Source organism: Streptomyces sp. NPDC040622 (assembly GCF_055593965.1).
Window position 1 is genome coordinate 125,752 of the sequence record NZ_JBVIXD010000015.1, and the last position, 15,683, is coordinate 141,434.

Annotated in this window: 16 protein-coding genes; 10 read left to right on the forward strand and 6 right to left on the reverse strand. The window is 69.1% G+C overall.

Going from position 1 to position 15,683, the window contains the following annotated elements; genetic code table 11:
- The first annotated feature begins 222 nt into the window (after window positions 1-222).
- From ACZ592_RS35255 to ACZ592_RS35265, 3 genes are all read left to right on the forward strand, one after another.
- Complete coding sequence (locus ACZ592_RS35255; RefSeq protein WP_471585791.1) at window positions 223-1,176, forward strand: MerR family transcriptional regulator; 954 nt, start codon at window positions 223-225, stop codon at window positions 1,174-1,176.
- A 138-nt stretch (window positions 1,177-1,314) separates the two neighbouring features.
- Window positions 1,315-1,824, forward strand: coding sequence for a helix-turn-helix domain-containing protein (locus ACZ592_RS35260; RefSeq protein ID WP_471585792.1), 510 nt, complete (start codon window positions 1,315-1,317; stop codon window positions 1,822-1,824).
- A gap of 93 nt (window positions 1,825-1,917) precedes the next feature.
- Window positions 1,918-2,850: a GNAT family N-acetyltransferase gene (locus ACZ592_RS35265; protein WP_471585793.1), complete on the forward strand. Its 933-nt coding sequence runs from the start codon at window positions 1,918-1,920 to the stop codon at window positions 2,848-2,850.
- Window positions 2,851-3,243: 393 nt separating this feature from the next.
- Here ACZ592_RS35265 and ACZ592_RS35270 read toward each other — a convergent pair whose 3' ends face one another.
- Window positions 3,244-4,236 (reverse strand): aldo/keto reductase, encoded by a 993-nt coding sequence (locus ACZ592_RS35270; protein WP_471585794.1) that lies wholly within the window; start codon window positions 4,234-4,236, stop codon window positions 3,244-3,246.
- Between the two features lie 398 nt (window positions 4,237-4,634).
- A complete protein-coding gene (locus ACZ592_RS35275) occupies window positions 4,635-5,585 on the reverse strand; it encodes an NADP-dependent oxidoreductase (protein WP_471585795.1) in 951 nt (316 codons plus the stop codon).
- Window positions 5,586-5,669: 84 nt separating this feature from the next.
- On the opposite strand from ACZ592_RS35275, the gene ACZ592_RS35280 reads away from it, so the two are divergent.
- From ACZ592_RS35280 to ACZ592_RS35295, 4 genes are all read left to right on the forward strand, one after another.
- Complete coding sequence (locus tag ACZ592_RS35280) at window positions 5,670-6,242, forward strand: TetR/AcrR family transcriptional regulator (RefSeq protein ID WP_471585796.1); 573 nt, start codon at window positions 5,670-5,672, stop codon at window positions 6,240-6,242.
- Between the two features lie 255 nt (window positions 6,243-6,497).
- Window positions 6,498-6,716 carry a hypothetical protein gene (locus ACZ592_RS35285; RefSeq protein ID WP_471585797.1) on the forward strand — a complete coding sequence of 73 codons (219 nt, stop codon included), beginning with the start codon at window positions 6,498-6,500 and terminating at the stop codon, window positions 6,714-6,716.
- A 37-nt stretch (window positions 6,717-6,753) separates the two neighbouring features.
- On the forward strand, window positions 6,754-7,119 hold the full coding sequence (locus tag ACZ592_RS35290; protein ID WP_471585798.1) for an ATP-binding protein: 366 nt from the start codon (window positions 6,754-6,756) through the stop codon (window positions 7,117-7,119).
- Window positions 7,116-7,799, forward strand: coding sequence for a response regulator (locus ACZ592_RS35295; protein ID WP_471585799.1), 684 nt, complete (start codon window positions 7,116-7,118; stop codon window positions 7,797-7,799). Before ACZ592_RS35290 ends, ACZ592_RS35295 begins: the two co-directional genes overlap by 4 nt.
- A gap of 1,206 nt (window positions 7,800-9,005) precedes the next feature.
- On the opposite strand, the gene ACZ592_RS35300 is transcribed toward ACZ592_RS35295, so the two are convergent.
- Together ACZ592_RS35300 and ACZ592_RS35305 are read right to left on the reverse strand one after the other, a co-directional pair.
- Window positions 9,006-9,863 carry an oxidoreductase gene (locus tag ACZ592_RS35300; RefSeq protein WP_471585800.1) on the reverse strand — a complete coding sequence of 286 codons (858 nt, stop codon included), beginning with the start codon at window positions 9,861-9,863 and terminating at the stop codon, window positions 9,006-9,008.
- A complete protein-coding gene (locus tag ACZ592_RS35305; protein ID WP_471585801.1) occupies window positions 9,860-10,150 on the reverse strand; it encodes an Atu4866 domain-containing protein in 291 nt (96 codons plus the stop codon). Before ACZ592_RS35305 ends, ACZ592_RS35300 begins: the two co-directional genes overlap by 4 nt.
- Window positions 10,151-10,280: 130 nt before the next feature.
- Here ACZ592_RS35305 and ACZ592_RS35310 point away from each other — a divergent pair, with 130 nt between their 5' ends.
- A complete protein-coding gene (locus ACZ592_RS35310) occupies window positions 10,281-11,123 on the forward strand; it encodes a helix-turn-helix transcriptional regulator (protein ID WP_471585802.1) in 843 nt (280 codons plus the stop codon).
- 385 nt (window positions 11,124-11,508) lie between these two features.
- Here the strand turns inward: ACZ592_RS35310 and ACZ592_RS35315 are convergent, their stop codons facing one another.
- The gene (locus ACZ592_RS35315; RefSeq protein WP_471585826.1) at window positions 11,509-11,922 is read right to left on the reverse strand and encodes a transposase; all 414 of its coding nucleotides are present in this window, start codon (window positions 11,920-11,922) and stop codon (window positions 11,509-11,511) included.
- 202 nt (window positions 11,923-12,124) lie between these two features.
- On the opposite strand from ACZ592_RS35315, the gene ACZ592_RS35320 reads away from it, so the two are divergent.
- Window positions 12,125-12,736, forward strand: a complete 612-nt coding sequence (locus ACZ592_RS35320; protein WP_471585803.1) for a hypothetical protein — start codon at window positions 12,125-12,127, stop codon at window positions 12,734-12,736.
- Between the two features lie 1,437 nt (window positions 12,737-14,173).
- Entirely contained in the window at window positions 14,174-14,662 is a 489-nt protein-coding gene (locus tag ACZ592_RS35325) for a hypothetical protein (RefSeq protein ID WP_471585804.1), read from the forward strand.
- 529 nt (window positions 14,663-15,191) lie between these two features.
- On the opposite strand, the gene ACZ592_RS35330 is transcribed toward ACZ592_RS35325, so the two are convergent.
- Complete coding sequence (locus tag ACZ592_RS35330) at window positions 15,192-15,635, reverse strand: nuclear transport factor 2 family protein (protein ID WP_471585805.1); 444 nt, start codon at window positions 15,633-15,635, stop codon at window positions 15,192-15,194.
- Between the last annotated feature and the right edge of the window lie 48 nt (window positions 15,636-15,683).

Consider the following 15,683-nt stretch of genomic DNA (forward strand, 5'->3'; position numbering starts at 1 on the left):
CGGCTGGGGGAGAGGAAGGGCGCCCGGACGGGTCGTCACAAGACGGGAGACAACCCCCCCCCCCCCCCCCCGACACCTTTCCCCCCCCCCCCCCTCCCCGTTGCCGTCCCACGGCTCCCGACGGGAGATCCTGGGCCTGTCTCGGTTCGGGGTTGCACCTTCCGTAGCGGTATGTGGTCCGGTGGACTCACGTCCCGCCCTCCCCCTGAGGAAGCCCTGCTCATGTACTCGTCCTTCATCCCGCCGCGCCGGGTCAAGATCGGTGACGCGGCGGCCTTCGTCGGCACCACACCGCGGGCGATCCGTCACTACCACGAGATCGGCCTGCTCCCCGAGCCGGAGCGGGGCGGCGACGACCGCCGCCGCTACGGTTACGAAGACATGATCCGGCTGCTGTGGATCCGCAAGATGGCCGACGCCGGGATCGCGCTGGACGACATCCGTGACGCGTTCGCCGACACGGCTTCCGCCGGTGCCGGCAGCGGCGACGACGGCGTCGCGGGCATCCTGGAGCAGCTGGAGGAAACCCTCCTCGCCCAGGAAGCGGAACTGCGGCGGCAACGGACTGCCGTGCAGCGCATGCGCACCGACGGCAGCAGGATAGGCCTGCTCTCCGACTTCGTCACCGACCGCCTCAAGAGGCTGCCCGAGGGCTCCCTGCGCCAGGCGGACCTGGACGGCCTGCTGGTCACCGAGCGGATCTTCGGTCCGCTCGGCGCGTCCGTCCAGGCCACCCGTTTCATCGCCCTGGCCACCCACCCGGATCTGCGGGAGGACTCCGACCGTGTTGATGCCGCCGAGGAGGCGCTTGATGACACGGTCGCCGTCGATGACCCCCGCGTCGCCCGTGTGGCTGCCGAACGGCACGCCTTCGAAGAGGCGCTGCACGCCGTCATCGAGGATTCGGGCCTGGCGGAGAGCGACGATGCGCTCTTCGACTCCTGGGACGCTTTGCACCCCGCCACCGCTGATGAGGGCGATGAAGGCGATGAAGGCTTTGACGAGGTCGGCCGAAGCCATGGCAGGGGGCAAGTCTCCATGAGCGCATTCGAAGCCATAGCCAAAATGCCCTACGACTTCTCCCCCGCCCGCCTGCGCTGCATGGAATTGGCCCAAGAACCAGCCGCCCACGGGTCACCCGCCGCCTCAGACAGCGCTGCCTCAGACACGGCCTAGAGGAGTAAGTCCGAACCCACGCCCGCGCCGCGATGCGCGGGCCTCACCCCCATCGTTCCATTTACAGAACGTTCTGCTTATGGAACGCTGGTCGCGTCACAGCCGATGCGTCAACGACGCGGTGAGGGGCGGAAATCCATGGAACTGGCCCAGGAGGTGGGCGCGCGGCTGCGCCGTCTGCGCCAGGACGGCGGCCTGTCCTTGTCGGAACTGGCCCGCCGCTCCGGCGTCGGCAAGGGCACGCTCTCGGAACTGGAGACCGGCCGGCGCAACCCGACCCTGGAGACGCTGTACGCCCTGACCACGGCCCTCAAGGCGCCGCTGAGCGCGGTCGTCGGCCCCGCCCCGGTCCAGGGCGCGGCGGTGCACGCGGTGCTGACGGACCGCGTGCAGGACGCGGCTGCGGTATCGGAGGTGTACCGCATCCGCATCCAGAGCGGCGCGGTGCAGCGCTCGGCCGCTCATGTGAAGGGCACGCAGGAGCACCTGCTGGTCTTCAGCGGCACGGCCCGGGTCGGTCCCGCCGCCGCCCCGCTCGAGGTGGGCCCGGGCGGCCACGCGCGGTGGGCGGCGGATGCACCGCATCTCTACGCGGCGGTGGACAGCGACGTGGAGGGGGTGTTGGTGGTGCGCTACCCGGTGGAATGAGGAGCCTGCCCCGCACCGACCTCCTGCCGCCGCCGACGGGCCGCGACGCACGCACATCCAGCTACGTCATCGAGAGAAGGATGATCCCGGTACATGCCGATACGTATCGCGCGCCCAGACGAACTGCCCGCCCTCGTCCAGCACTCCGAGCAGCCCGAGCGCAACGCCGGGACGACCGCCTACCTCACCGACCTGCTTGCCAAGAAATGCACCCGGCCGGAGTGGTGCCTGGTCGCGGAGGACGAGACCGGTCGGCTCACCGCGGCCACCGCGCTGTGGACCATCCCCGGGAACGACGTCCCGAGGGCCCTGGTGCTCCTCGAAGCACCGTGGGACGAACCCGGCCTGGCCACCGGCCGGGCGCTGCTCACCGAGGCCGTCGCCCTGGCCGGCTCGCTCGGCGCCAGGGAGCTGGAGCACGTCATCGACTCGCCGGCGCAGCCGCCGCAGTTCCAGACGGAACCGGAACAGCGCACCGAGCTTCTCCGTCTGGCGGGCTTCGAGCGCGCCCGGGACGGCCGCCGCTTCCGCCGCTCCGGCGGAGAACTCACGTCGCATGACGAGCGGCTGAACTGGCGTTCCCTGCCCGGTCTGGGCCGTGAGCCGTTCATCGCCCTCCTCGCCGAGGCGCTGCCGACCAGCGCCGACGCCCACCTCGCCGCCCGGGTCGCCCGGTACGGCGCCCGGCGCGCCGCGGAGAGCCTCTTCACGGACATGGAGGAATTCTCCTACGAACACCAGTGGTGGGAGATCGGCTACGCCCCGGACGGCAGGCCCGCCGCCATCAGCCTCCCCGCCCGAAACCCCTCGACCGCGGTGATCGGCCTGGTGGCCGTGTCACCCACCTGCCGCGGCAACGGCTACGCGACAGCGGTGGTGGCCCGCGGCACGCGGCTGCTTCTCGAAGCGGGCGCCGAGGAGATCCGCGGCGACTGCGACGCGGCGAACACCGCCATGATCATGGCTTTCGAACGGGCAGGCTACGAGAACTTCGCCGACCGCCAGGAGTTCACCCGCCGACTGTGAGCGGGGCCGCGCCTCTCAAGGGTGTCGCACATCGGTGATCTCGCTCGGGTCCAGCCACCCAGCGCATGGCCAACTGCCCTTCTGTGTGCGGTTTTCCACCGTCACGACCGGCGTCTGCGGTTGGGAGCTGGAGATCGTTCCGGCCGCGCGCAACACCCTTTAGTGCTCCAGTGCGGTTTCGTGATCCATTCAGCGGGCTCGCCGGTGGCCCGTCGTCGATAGTGGCTGCGTCGGGCCGTTGGTCGAACATCGCCCACCAGCGGGCAGGGTCTACACCCTGGCTCGCGGCCACCGCATGATCTTCAGGAGTCCACACAACCCCCGATGATCAGGCGGTGGCCGTACCCGTTCCCGGCCGGGTCCACGACAAGATCGCGAAGTCGGACTGGAGTCCTAACCCTGAGCGACCTCAGCGGTGTGTGCGGAGGTGTAGCGCTCGCCCCTTACCTGGCCGCTCAGCGGGTCCAGCGCGGCCAGCGCCTCGGCGTCCAGGGCGAGTTCCGGCGCGGCCGCGTTCTGCTCCAGCCGGGCCGGGCTGCGGGTGCCCGGAATGGTGGCCACCGCCACCCCGAGCCGCTCGGTCTGGGCGTACGCCCAGGCCAGCGCCACCTGGGCCGGGGTGGCGCCCAGCCGGTCAGCCACCTCGCGCACGGTCCGCGCGATCTTCTCGTTGGCCTCGCCCGCCTCACCGGCGAAACGAGGGTTGGTGCGCCGGAAGTCCTTCTCGCCCAGCGTGGAGCGGTCCAGGACGCCGGTCAGGAACCCCCGCCCCAGTGGTGCGTACGGCACCAGTCCGACCCCCAGCTCGGCCATCACCGGGGTGACCGCCTCGACGTCGCGGGTCCACAGCGAGTACTCGCTCTGCACCGCCGTGATCGGGTGCACCGCGTGCGCCCGGCGCAGCAGCTCGCCGTCGACCTCGGACAGGCCCAGGTGGCGGACCTTGCCCGCCTCGACCAGCTCGGCCATCGCCCCGACGGTCTCCTCGATCTCCACGTCCTGGGGCGGGCGGTGGGCGTAGTACAGGTCGATCACCTCGACGCCCAGCCGCAGCAGCGAGGCATCGCAGGAGCGCAGCACGAAGTCCCGGGCACCGCGGATGCGGCGTGCCCGGTCGCCGGCACTGCGGTCGATGCCGAACTTGGTGGCCAGCTGCACCTGGTCCCGGCGGCCGTGGATGGCCCGGCCCACCAGCACCTCGTTGTGCCCGGTGCCGTAGGCGTCGGCGGTGTCCAGGAACGTGACGCCCAGCTCCAGGGCCCGGCCGATGGTGGCCAGGCCGCCGTCCCAGTCGGCGGCGCCGTAGCTCTCGCTCATCCCCATGCACCCCAGGCCCATCGCGCTGACGGTAAGACCGGGTGAGCCGAGCGTGGTTCGGGTGATCATGCGCGGACACTCCTCCTGCCCGGCGGACCGGGCGGTACCTCAAGGTCTGACGAATTCCTCGGACGCTAGGAATTGGAGCGCGCTCGAAGTCAAGCCGGAGGGCCGGCCGCCGCCGGGGGGGTCAGGCGCGGCGGGAGCGGGTGAGGGTGAGAGTGAGGGTGAAGCGCTCCAGCGGCAGCAGGCCGCCAAAGGACCCGGACACCGCGTATTCCCGGCCGTCTTCACCAGCCGGTGCAGCGGCCCAGCGGCCGGCTAACCCCAGGGTTCAAGGATGTCCTTCTCGGGGGTTGACCCGTCGGTTCGCGGCGAACACGCGGGAGCGGCTTCGAGGTTGGTCTGGAGAGTGTCCTGCCCCGCTCCTCGTCGAGGTGGTATCGCTGGTCAGGCCAGCAGGGCGTTCACAAGACGAGCATGAGCTTGCCGCCGGGTCGTCGGGACTGGCTGAGCTCGGCCGCTTCCTGGACCTGGTCGAGCGTGTAGGTGCGGGCGACCGGTACGACCAAGATGCCTTCGCCAGCGAGCCGGGCGAACTCGTCCATCTGCTCATAGCGGATCTCGGTGGTGGTCCGGACGCCCAGCTCGGCCGCGGCGGCGAAGTCCGAGACGGTGAGGACACGGTCGGGATCCCCGGTCAGCTCGATCAGGGTCGGCAGCGAGCCGCCGGCCGGGCTGGGCCGGTCGGCGCGGTCGATCCGGCCCCCGGTCGGCGCCGCGTCGAGGGCACGATCGATGTGGCCTCCGGACAGCGCCCTGACACGTTCGGCCATGCCCTCGCCGTAGGCGGCCACCTGGGCGCCGATCTCACCCAGAGCTGCTGCCCGGGTCTGCCCGGCGGTGGCGATCACCCGAATACCCCGGTGCAGCGCGAAGCGCACCGCCGCCTCACCCACGGTGGTACCCGCGCCGTGGACGAGCAGCAGCTCACCCGGCTTGACGCCGAGGTCGTCGAGCGCGCGCCACGCCGTCTCGGCCGCCATCGGCAACGCGGCGGCCTGCTCGACGGTGACGCCTTCGGGGATAGGTGCCCAGGCCGGCATCAGCGCGTACTCGGCAGCACCGGCCGTCGGACCGTCGAAGGTGGCCGGGCCGAACACGCGGTCGCCGATCCGGACGCCGGTGACGCCCTCACCGAGCGCGTCGACCGTGCCCGCGATCTCCAATCCGAGCCCGCGCGGCAGCGGCGGCAGCTGGTCGGCGAGGAGACCGTCGACGACGTGCCAGTCGGCCGGTGTCAGGCCGCACGCCCGCACGGCGATCCGGATCTGACCGGGTCCGGGCTCCGGCTGCGGGACGTCGCGGAGCACGATCACATCCGGGGACCCGAACCTGTCGAACTGAAGAGCCTTCATGACGATCTCCCGAGTGATGACAGCATCTGTTGTCATCGACGATAGCATCGTGACAACAGATGCTGTTGTCGTATCCTGGTGGGCATGCCGAGATGGGAATCCGATGCACAAGGCCGGCTCGAGCGCGCGGCGCTCGAGCTGTTCGAGACACAGGGGTTCGAGCGCACCTCGGTCGCGCAGATCGCGGGCGCCGCCGGTCTGAAGGAGCGCTCCTTCTACCGTTACTTCCCCGACAAGCGGGAAGTCCTCTTCGCCGGTAACGAACTCGAGGCCCACCTCGTCGCCCAGGTCGAGGCGGCCGACCCGGGCCTCACCCCGATAGAGGCGCTGCTGACCGCGCTGGGAACCGCCGAGGAGATCTTCCACTCGCGCGAGTTCATGCTGCGCCGGGGAAGAGTGATCGCCGCCAACCCGGCACTGGCCGAGCGCGATCTGATCAAACTCGCCGACATCGCCGACGCGCTGGCGCTGGCGCTCGAGCGCCGCGGCTTCGAGCCCGGCAAGGCACGCTTCATGATCGACGTGGTGCTGGCGATCCACCGGCGCGCCATGCCCCGCTGGCTGGCCGAGCCGGACACCACCCTCGCTCAGCTCATGGCCCAGGCCGCCGCCGAGCTGCGTGAGGCGGTCGCGCTGCCGGCTCCGACAGCCCGCTGAGTCGGCCCACGACTCCCCGAAGCCGCCGCGAGAACGAACCCGGCGAGCGCGTCGGTCCCTGATGACGGCGCGCGCGGGCGGAAGGCGGTGGGCTTCATCGTCCGCAGCGACGGCGTTCTGCATGACCGGCTATTTGATCGCCGAGCGGCCCGGTGGCGGGGGCCAGCTCGATCCGCTGGGCGACCTCGTCCCCGCCGTGATCCGCAAGCTGCCCACCTTCGAGATGGCTGACCCGGAGCAGGTGCCGATGGTCTGGTGCCGATGGTCACCGGAGTCCTTGTGGCCGCCGCCATGGGCATGGACACCGTGGCCTGGCACGACCGGTTCGGGGCGATCGAGCCGAAGGAGGCGATGGTCCACGGCTTCGTGCTGTGGCTGCTCGCGGACCTCTTCGAGTCCCTGGTCGACAGGCCGGGCACCATCGACCGGTTGGTGCGCGACACCTTCAAGACCATGGGCACCGACAGCCGCTGACGTCCGATGTCAGTCCAGCGAAATAAAGCTCCCCCCGGTGAGCGCGGCGTCGGCCAGCGCCGACATGTACGGGAAGCAGCCCGCGCACGCCGTCTACCGAGTGGCGCAGGAAGCCCTGACCAACGTCCACAAGCACGCCGCCGACGCCGAAACCCACGTCCGAGTCCACTGCACGCGCCGGCTGCTGCACCTCACAGTGACCAACCAGCACGGTGTCGGCGGCACCCCCGCCGGTCTGCCCAGCGGCGGCCACGGTCTGCTCGGCATCGCCGAACGGATCCGGCTCGTCGGCGGCGAACTCACCGCCGGCCCGACCCCGGACGGCGGCTTCGAGATCGCCGCCGAGATCCCGCTGGACGACGTACCCCAGATGAAGTCCGCCCACATGAAGGCCACGCGATGAGCAAGACGACGACCCGGGTCCTGATCGTGGACGACGAATGGATGGTGCGCTCCATGCTCAGCACCATCATGGCGTCCGCCCCCGACATCGAAGTGGTGGGCGAGGCATCGGACGGCAACACGGCCGTGTCGATGGCCGCCACCCTGGAGCCGGACGTCGTCCTGATGGACATCCGGATGCCCCGCTCCGACGGCCTGACCGCCACCGAGCGCCTCACCCGCTCACCCCGCCCGCCGCACGTCGTCGTGCTGACCACCTTCGACCTGGACGAATACGTTCAGACAGCGCTACGTCACGAGGCGGTCGGTTTCCTGCTGAAGGACGCCACCGCGGACGACATGATCGCTGCGGTACGCAGCGCGGCCCGCGGCGACGCCATGCTCTCCCCGAAAGTGACCCGCCGGCTCATCCGCCGGTTCGCGGAGGACGACAACGGCCCCTCCGCCGCGCGGCAGCACCGCCGCTCCGCGGCCCGCAGCCGCCTGGAGGCCCTGACCGAAAAGGAGCGCGAGGTCCTGATCGCCCTGAGCGGCGGCCTCTCCGATACCGACATCGCCGCGGCCCTGCACATGAGCGAGGCCACCGCAAAGACCCACATCAGCCGGATCCTGTCGAAGCTCTCCCTCACCAACCGCGTCCAAGCAGCGATCCTGGCACACCATGCGGGGCTCGTGGACTAGGGACTTCTTCGCCATCCATCGATAGCGCCCCCCGCGGGCTCTTCGGTTTTCCTCACACAACGCCAACAGCCGCCGGAGGTACATCAGTTACGCCCAGCCGCTGTACTCGCCTGGTCACAGATGGGCGGTGACCTTTCCGTCGGGCCGTTTACGCAGTCAGCCGCGGTCAGTCAGCTTCGTGAGCGTCCGCGCATGGACGATCTCACGCCCACACAGCACGCCGCGGTCACACGTTTTTTGGCCGATCTCGTGGACCAACGCCAGGAGAAGGCGAGTTGGAGGTAACCGACGCAGACCCGGATTTTCCCGGGACGCTCGTGTGGACCAATGGCCCTATTGACTGACGTCCAAGAGGCCCGAGCATGAAGAAACGGACTTAAAGGAATACTTCCTCCCGGCCTGCCCGCCGAGCTGACGAACGCGAACGAGTTGAACTCGCGTGCCACGGCTCCCAAATCGACGGATCGGCGCGCGGGTTCTCACTCACTCGCCTCGGGGAATCCGGGAACCCACGTGCTTCCGCCCGTACCGCACAGAAGATCCGCCGCCTGGAGCAGGGGCACGCCGGTGCAACCGCCCGGCTCGTCACGCTCGGCACGGAGCGGCCGCGGCCAGGCTCCGATCCGGCCGCCTGGCTCCGCCAGGCCCTCGTGGCGGTCGGTGCCCGTACGGTCCGGCATCGGAGTGCGCACCGCCTCTACGGACGATTCTCGCGTGTTGCCGCCTGGTCGACGGCCGTATCAGGATGATGAGCTTCCGAGCACTGAGTCCCGTCCAGGACTCTTTACCTTTCGACGACTTCACCGAGATCCAAAAAGCCCTCGACTGATGTCAACGCTGGCGAGCCGACGGCACTCCTTCCAACACGAGAGCGAGGGCGGGTTCAATGATTTTGTCCCTTGCGGCCGTCCCGGCCGGCACGTCGCGCCATGCCGCAGAGCGGCTCCCGTCCAGCGCCTGTTCGGCCGCTTCCGGGTCTCGGCCAGCACGTCGCCCCGCTCCTTGACCAGCCGGTCGTAGATGGGCGGGTGATCGGATATCTCTGCGGTACTCACGACGCCCGATGCTTCCTTCTCCCCGGTGATCTGTCGGGCCCGCAAGAGCATCGGGCGTCGGCTTCGCCCGAAGCAGCCGTTGCGATGCCCGCCGGCACTTACCCGTCCCTGTCCACTGCCTTCTCCAGCGCCTGTCGCCCCTGCGGGCGGCCTACGGGGTGTCGTCGGCGGGGGTGTAGTCGGTGGACAGGGTGAGGTGTTCCCAGGTGTCGAGGTCGGTCTCGACCGCCGCGCGTCCGGCCCGGACCAGGCGAAGGGCGTCGGAGCCGAGGACGAGGTGGGTCGGCGGGTTGGGTTCGTCGAGGATGCTCAGGAACGCTGCGGCGGCTTTGGCGGGGTTGCCGAGCTGTTGGCCGCTGGCGGTCTGGCGGGCGGCTCGGATGGGTTCGAACAGCTCGTCGTAGTCGGGGACGGTCCGCGGTGAGCGGATCATGGAGCGGCCGGCCCAGTCGGTGCGGAAGGAGCCGGGCTCGATGGCGGTGACGTGGATGTTGAAGCCGGAGACTTCCTTGCCGACGGCTTCGAGGATGCCTTCGAGGGCGTACTTGCTGCCGCAGTAGGCGGAGACGCCGGGGAAGGAGGCGAGTCCGCCCATGGAGGTGACGGCCAGGATGTGGCCTCGACGGCGTTGGCGCATGAAGGGCAGGACGGCGTGGACGGTGGCGGCGGCGCCGAAGACGTTGACGTCGAACTGGGCACGCAGGTCGGTCAAGGGCGTCTCCTCGAAGGTGCCCTCCAGGCCGTACCCGGCGTTCGCGACCAGCACGTCGATCGGTCCCACGGACTGCTCCACCTCGCCGACCACGGCGAGGACCGCCGCGTCGTCGGTGACGTCCAGGAGGCGGGCGTGGGCGCGCTCCGGGTGGAGGGCGGTGAACGCCTTCGCGTCGGCCTTCTTGCGGACCGTGCCGACGACGGTGTGGCCGGCGGTCAGGGCGGCAGTGGCGAAGGCGCGGCCGAGGCCGCTGCTGACGCCGGTGATGAGGAAGTTCTTGGGGGTGGTTGTCATGCCTGGTGCTCCTTGTAGAGGACGAGGTGTTCGTGGAAGAGGACGCCGTCGCGTATGTCGCCGGTGGCGGTGAAGCCGGTGTCGTCGACGTAGTCGAGGTGGTTGCCGGTGACGGTGTAGCGGCCGGTGTAGGCGCTGGCCCGGGTGCCGCGGGCTTCGTCGTAGCGGCCGTCGGGCAGCAGTTCCTGGCGGATGTGCCCGTCCGCGGTCACCCACATCCCGACCACGTCCACGTCACCGCGCCCCCGCCCGACGGTTCCCCGCTGCGGATTCGACTGGTTGCTCATCCAGGCGCTCCTTCTCGTCTCGCTGTGTTGATCACCAGCGTGGGCGGAGCGGGAGCAGGCAGCCAGGACGGGTCGTGCCTGGGTACGGCGCACCCAGGCACGCCGAAGGGCTGCGGCTTAGTCTGAAGAGGTGACCAGCAACGATCTCGGAGATTTCCTGCGCGCCCACCGCGCCCGCCTGCGCCCCGGCGACGTCGGGCTCGCTTCCTGGGGCACGCGCCGGGTGGCGGGGCTGCGGCGGGAGGAGGTTGCCGTCCTGGCCGGCATGAACTCCGACTACTACGCCCGCCTGGAGCAGGGCCGCGAGCGCAGCCCCTCCCCGCAGATCCTCGACGCGATCAGCAACGCGCTGCGGATGGATGACGAGGCACGGGAGCACCTGTTCCGTCTGGCCGGCACTGCACCGGACGGTACGCGGCCTCAACCCCGGGAGACGGTCAGTCCCGCACTGCGGCAGCTGCTGGACGGGTACGCGAACGCCGCGGCGTTCGTCCTGAACCCGGCGACCGACTTCCTGGCGTCGAATGCCCTGGCCGATGCCTTGTTCTCCGCGTTCAGCACGCGGCACAACATGGCCCGCATGACCTTCCTCGACCCGGCAGCGCGGGGCTTCTTCACGAAGTGGGATCGGGCGGCGGAAGCCGTGGTGGCCGGACTGCGCCACGCCACGGGTCTCGACCCGCACTACCGACGCCTGCACGACCTCGTCCACTTGCTGACCGTGGAGAGTGAGGAGTTCGCCGCGCTGTGGTCCTCGCACCGGGTGCACGGCAAAACCCATGCCGGCAAGGAAGTCGTCCACCCCGACGTCGGCCCCCTCGACCTCACTTACCAGACCTTCGACGTGCGCGGCGCCCCGGGCCAGCAGCTGGTGATCTACCATGCCGCACCAGGAGGCCCCAGCGTGCAGGCCCTCGCTCTGCTCGGAAGCCTGCACGCCACCCGGCACCGGGAGTCCTCCACAGAGCAGTAGCGCCCGGGGACCGGTGACGCCTCCCGCACCCCGGGGCCAGCGGCGGACCCCCGCGCGTGATCCTCAGCGCAGGTGTTCTCGGAGGGGTGCCGGGGGCCGGGTCCAACGATGGTGCGTCAATGACGCACATTCATTTGCGCTTGGCACGCCCCGCGTTGCCTGCCTGCCCGACAGCTGCAAGCATTCCCCAGAGGCCCTCGCCACGTACCCCACGGAACTCCCACCACGGTCACCCGCGGACCCAGCGTGCCCGTGTTGGCCCACGGCGCACGTACCCCGGTGCGGTAGGCCAGCATGACCGGCCCCACCACAGCCACTCCCGCCACAGCACCACAGCCGCTCCCGCCACAACCCGCCCGCTGAGAACTGGCGTCTGTCCGGGCGATCACGAGCGGAGCCAGATGACCATGGCTGCGACGGTGACGGTGCCGAGGAAGACGTAGCCGCGTTTGTCGAAGCGCGTCGCGACGGCCCGGTGGGCCTTGAATTCATTGATGGCGCGTTCGACCGTGTTGCGCGTTTTATACCGCTCCTTGGCGAAGCCGGGCGGCCTGCCACCGCGCGAACCCCGGCGCAGGCGGGCGGCCTTGTGGTCCTTCTTCTCCGGGATGACGTGCAGGATGCCACGTCGTCGCAGATAGGCACGGATGGCGCGATTGCTGTACACCATGTCCACGCTGAGGCTGTCCGGGCGTCGGCCTGGCCGGCCGAGTCCGGCCCGGGGCACGCAGATCTTGTCCATGACCGCCTCGAACCCGGCGCAGTCCGCCTGCTGTCCGGGAGTGACGGTGCCCGACAGCGGGCGCTACTTCAACTGTCGCGGCAACCATGAACTCAGACCGCGAGCACGGGCGCTCCTGACTCGATCAACCCACCACCACAGGTCAGAACTACCTCGCCTTGCTACCCCGGATGGTGAGCATGCCCGAGATAGGTTCAGACCTTTCGTGATTCGTGCTAGCTTCCCTCGCATGCGCATACGGTCGACGCACGGTCGAGGAATGCACGCTGCATTGAGGACGCTCACGGCCTTCATGGTCGCGCTTCCGCTCTCCCTCATCGGCCCGGCGGCGGTCGCCAACGGGTCCGAGTCCGGTTCGCCGAACCGCGAGTGTGCAACCCCCTCGATTGATCGGCTGCAACAGTGGATCGCTAGCGGCGAGGGCACCACCGTCCCGGCAACGGGAAGTCTGCTCGTTCGCGAACGCGGCGGATATGCAGCCAAGGTGACCTTCCTCAACGCCGAATGGCACGTGGCCGTCGTCTGGCTCGGCAACCAGTTCGAGGCCCAGAGCGACCTTTCCCGGTCGCGCGGCTTCTGGATGACCTACAGCGCGACCGACGACCTCTACGTCCAGCTACGGCCGGCGTCACACTGGAGCGGCGGCGACAAGTGGCTCACACGAGTGCCCTCCACAGGCGGCAAGGTCGTGAAGAAATTCTTCAGCTTCTCCCCCGACAACTGGACGACGCTACCCGAACTGGGCACGCCCGCTTACTCGTTCGCTTCGGCACTCACCGAGGCACGAGGTCTGGTATTCGTCGGCAAGACCGTGAACGAACTCAACTTCCGCGGACTGCGCATCCACGGCTACCGGCCACCGTGCCTCTGACCTGAACAACTCCCCCAACGGACTGATCCAGCACGCAGCGTCCCCAGTACGACGAGGATGCGTTGGTTTCTCTGATGCCCGTCCAACCCAGCAGCACATAGCTCGCTCACCCGCTTCTGCGCAGCGAGAAGGTCAGGCGGAAACGGGGAGGCGGAGGGGGGCATCGGTCATGTGAGCGACCCTAGTGGGACCCTCCGATATTCAACGATCAACTCGGCCCGTCTTTCTCAGGGCCGCCGACAGAACGAGCCGCGGCCCTTCCCCAGTCCCGGATCGTCTTGCATCTCCGCCGGCGCGGCAGCGACAGGGCGATCATCCTCCTCCGCGACTTCTTCGCGGCGACACCATCGGCGTGGCATCTCCCGCACAGGGCCAGGTCTCCGGCTGTCCACGCCCCGCCGCGGGCTTCGGCCTCTTCCCTGCGCTGGTCGGTGAACTTCCCCCGCACCGCCCGCACACAGGACGCTGTGCCTCCCGTTCCGCGGCGCGGCGCCGTGCTTCTGTCGCGTCGGCGCGGGCGGCCTGTTCGCGGTAGAGGACGTCGCCGTCGGGGTTGTCGAGCGCGGCCGTCAGCGTCTGCTCGCCCTGACGCCCGAGCCGGCACCATACCGCCGCGTCGGCGCCGTTCTCCTGGAGTTGCTCCGGGGTGGTGAGGACGACGGGCACCGCCTGGCCGTAATCGAAGCAGCAGCTCCAGCAAATCGCAGCCGACGGCCTCGCCCGGATGTACTTCCGCGCCGACCACTCCCGCGCGCACGGCCTGGGCGTGGAGTTCACCGACCTGGAACGGCTCGAGATCGAGCTGTAGGCCAGCCCTCGCGGGCTCCCGCGCAAGCGCCCCGCCCCCGCCGCGCGCGATCGGGGTCAGGAACCGAACGGACGTAAAGCAAGTATCCCGGCGAGCTGGAAGTGAGCTGAGGATACGAATACTTATCGCCATTCATGTCTTTGCTCTTCCTTGGCCATCTGCGCACACCTACCTTCATGAATTAACCCCAAGTGCAACTCATGACAGGAGACCTCTGTGCGCGCTGGAGGACGATTACTGGTTGCCCTCGCAGCGGGGGCACTGGCCGCCTTATCGCTGCCGTAGGCGCAGGCGGATGAGCGGAGGCCCAACTGGGTCGACATCTACGAGAAGGTCGGTAAGCAGTACTACTTCCTCGACAGCTTCCCATGTGAGGCCCACGACTACGCCTTTCCTCGGTGGCCGATCAACATGATCGACGACAACAGCGGATGCGACCGCAGGGTCTGGGTACACAAGAACATCGAAAAAAAGGGCGACGAATACTGCATCGGGCCCGGTAGGCATGTCATCGGGATCCGGAAAATCGAATACCCGCCTGGTTCGCCGTCGGTGCGAAGAAGTCCTGCCCGCCCGGCACCGGACCCTGATCTTTGGGCCACCCAGCACATATCTCAAGGCAGGGGAACATGGACATCGCCTTCGGTGACAGCGAGATGAGCTCGGTGGAGGTTTCCCTCCACGAGCACGAGGTGGAGAACGTCGGACCGGAGACGGAGTTCGTACCGCGCCACCTGACCACCTATAACGTCGCGTGGGAGGACACCCTTTCCTGGGACGTAACAGCGGCCGATGCAGAGTTCCTCACCCTGCGCAGGACGTTCCGCTCAGGTACCGACTTCCAACGCCGCGTGCAGTCCGGCGTCGCCGGCCACGACACGACCGGTCACCGGGTCTCCGCCTCCCGGCAAGTGAAGGTCCCGCCCCTGACACGGATCGTCATCTCGCTCGTCGGGACGCACGAGGTCGAACGCGTCGCCGTCACCGGGGCCGCGACAGGCTTCGTGGCAAGCTCCCGCATCACGCACCTGCGCTTCAAGCTCACGATGCTGACCCCCGGCGGAGACCATATGCACACCCAGTACGTGAAGGCCGAACTGCGCAAGTACCCCGGCTGACAGCCGTACGGAACCGAGCCGGCCCCCTCTCCGGCTCAGGGCCGCACCCGCGGTCACGACGAAGACCAAGAAGGGCGCCGGCCCGGGGGGGGGGGGGGGAGAGAGCAGCCGTCGTCGATGTGCTCGAAGTCGCACAGCACAGGGTCCAGCTCCTGGGCAGCGCCGCGCAGGGAGCACAGGCGGGTAGCGGGCTGCTCCGCGACGTCCAGCGCCCGGTCTTCTGCATGGTGGGCTCTCCTGAGCGGGCGGTCGGTCACCGCCAACGGGCACTGCGGTGCGGCGACGGCGGTGCACGAGCGGTGGAGAGCGGAGCGGAGCGCGGCTTTGCGCGATGGTCGGCCGCCGAAGTTCGATCCAGAGGACTACAAGGCTCGGCACGCAGTCGAATGTGGGGGCAATTACTTGAAAAGGCAGCGCGCGGTGGCCACCAGATACGACAAGCTCGCAGTCCGCTACAAGGCGACCGTCCTCGTTGCCGCCATCAACGAGTGGCTGTTACCAGGAACATCGCCAGTGGCCTGATGGTCCTTCACCGATTCTCCGCCTCAAATGCCCGGGCGACGGCGAGGCTGTCCTCGTAGACATGGTGCCGGGTGACAAGGCCGTCTTCGACGGTGAGATGCAGCGCGAACCGCGCGCGATACGCGCGTCCCGTGGGCCGGGCGGTCTGGCGAATCTCGCCGAGCACGACCGCGTCGTTGCCGTCGATGAGGATGCGCTCGACCTCCGTCGCCACGCATTCCGGCACGTGGTGCTCGGCAAGCTCACGGTAGTGGGCGGCCGCGTCGGCGCGGGTGGACCGGTGACGGATCCATGGCGTGGCCGTACGGCCGTACTCGGCCTCCGGCCAGTTGAGTTTCCAATCGCCCTGCTCGGCGTACAGCTCGGCGATGCGCTCGGGATCGCCGTCGCCGATCCTGCGCAGCAACTCCTCCACCACAGTGCGCGTGTTCGTAGGTGCGGTTATGGACATGGCTGACCTCTCCGTCCTGGTCCGCGTCCTCCGACGCGGAGAGATCGC

Bases quoted from the DNA above. Each gene is read 5' to 3' on its own strand.
- ACZ592_RS35255 (WP_471585791.1), top strand. From the start codon at position 223: ATGTACTCGTCCTTCATCCCGCCGCGCCGGGTCAAGATCGGTGACGCG.
- ACZ592_RS35260 (WP_471585792.1), top strand. From the start codon at position 1,315: ATGGAACTGGCCCAGGAGGTGGGCGCGCGGCTGCGCCGTCTGCGCCAG.
- ACZ592_RS35265 (WP_471585793.1), top strand. From the start codon at position 1,918: ATGCCGATACGTATCGCGCGCCCAGACGAACTGCCCGCCCTCGTCCAG.
- ACZ592_RS35270 (WP_471585794.1), bottom strand. From the start codon at position 4,236: ATGATCACCCGAACCACGCTCGGCTCACCCGGTCTTACCGTCAGCGCG.
- ACZ592_RS35275 (WP_471585795.1), bottom strand. From the start codon at position 5,585: ATGAAGGCTCTTCAGTTCGACAGGTTCGGGTCCCCGGATGTGATCGTG.
- ACZ592_RS35280 (WP_471585796.1), top strand. From the start codon at position 5,670: ATGCCGAGATGGGAATCCGATGCACAAGGCCGGCTCGAGCGCGCGGCG.
- ACZ592_RS35295 (WP_471585799.1), top strand. From the start codon at position 7,116: ATGAGCAAGACGACGACCCGGGTCCTGATCGTGGACGACGAATGGATG.
- ACZ592_RS35300 (WP_471585800.1), bottom strand. From the start codon at position 9,863: ATGACAACCACCCCCAAGAACTTCCTCATCACCGGCGTCAGCAGCGGC.
- ACZ592_RS35305 (WP_471585801.1), bottom strand. From the start codon at position 10,150: ATGAGCAACCAGTCGAATCCGCAGCGGGGAACCGTCGGGCGGGGGCGC.
- ACZ592_RS35320 (WP_471585803.1), top strand. From the start codon at position 12,125: ATGCACGCTGCATTGAGGACGCTCACGGCCTTCATGGTCGCGCTTCCG.
- ACZ592_RS35325 (WP_471585804.1), top strand. From the start codon at position 14,174: ATGGACATCGCCTTCGGTGACAGCGAGATGAGCTCGGTGGAGGTTTCC.
- ACZ592_RS35330 (WP_471585805.1), bottom strand. From the start codon at position 15,635: ATGTCCATAACCGCACCTACGAACACGCGCACTGTGGTGGAGGAGTTG.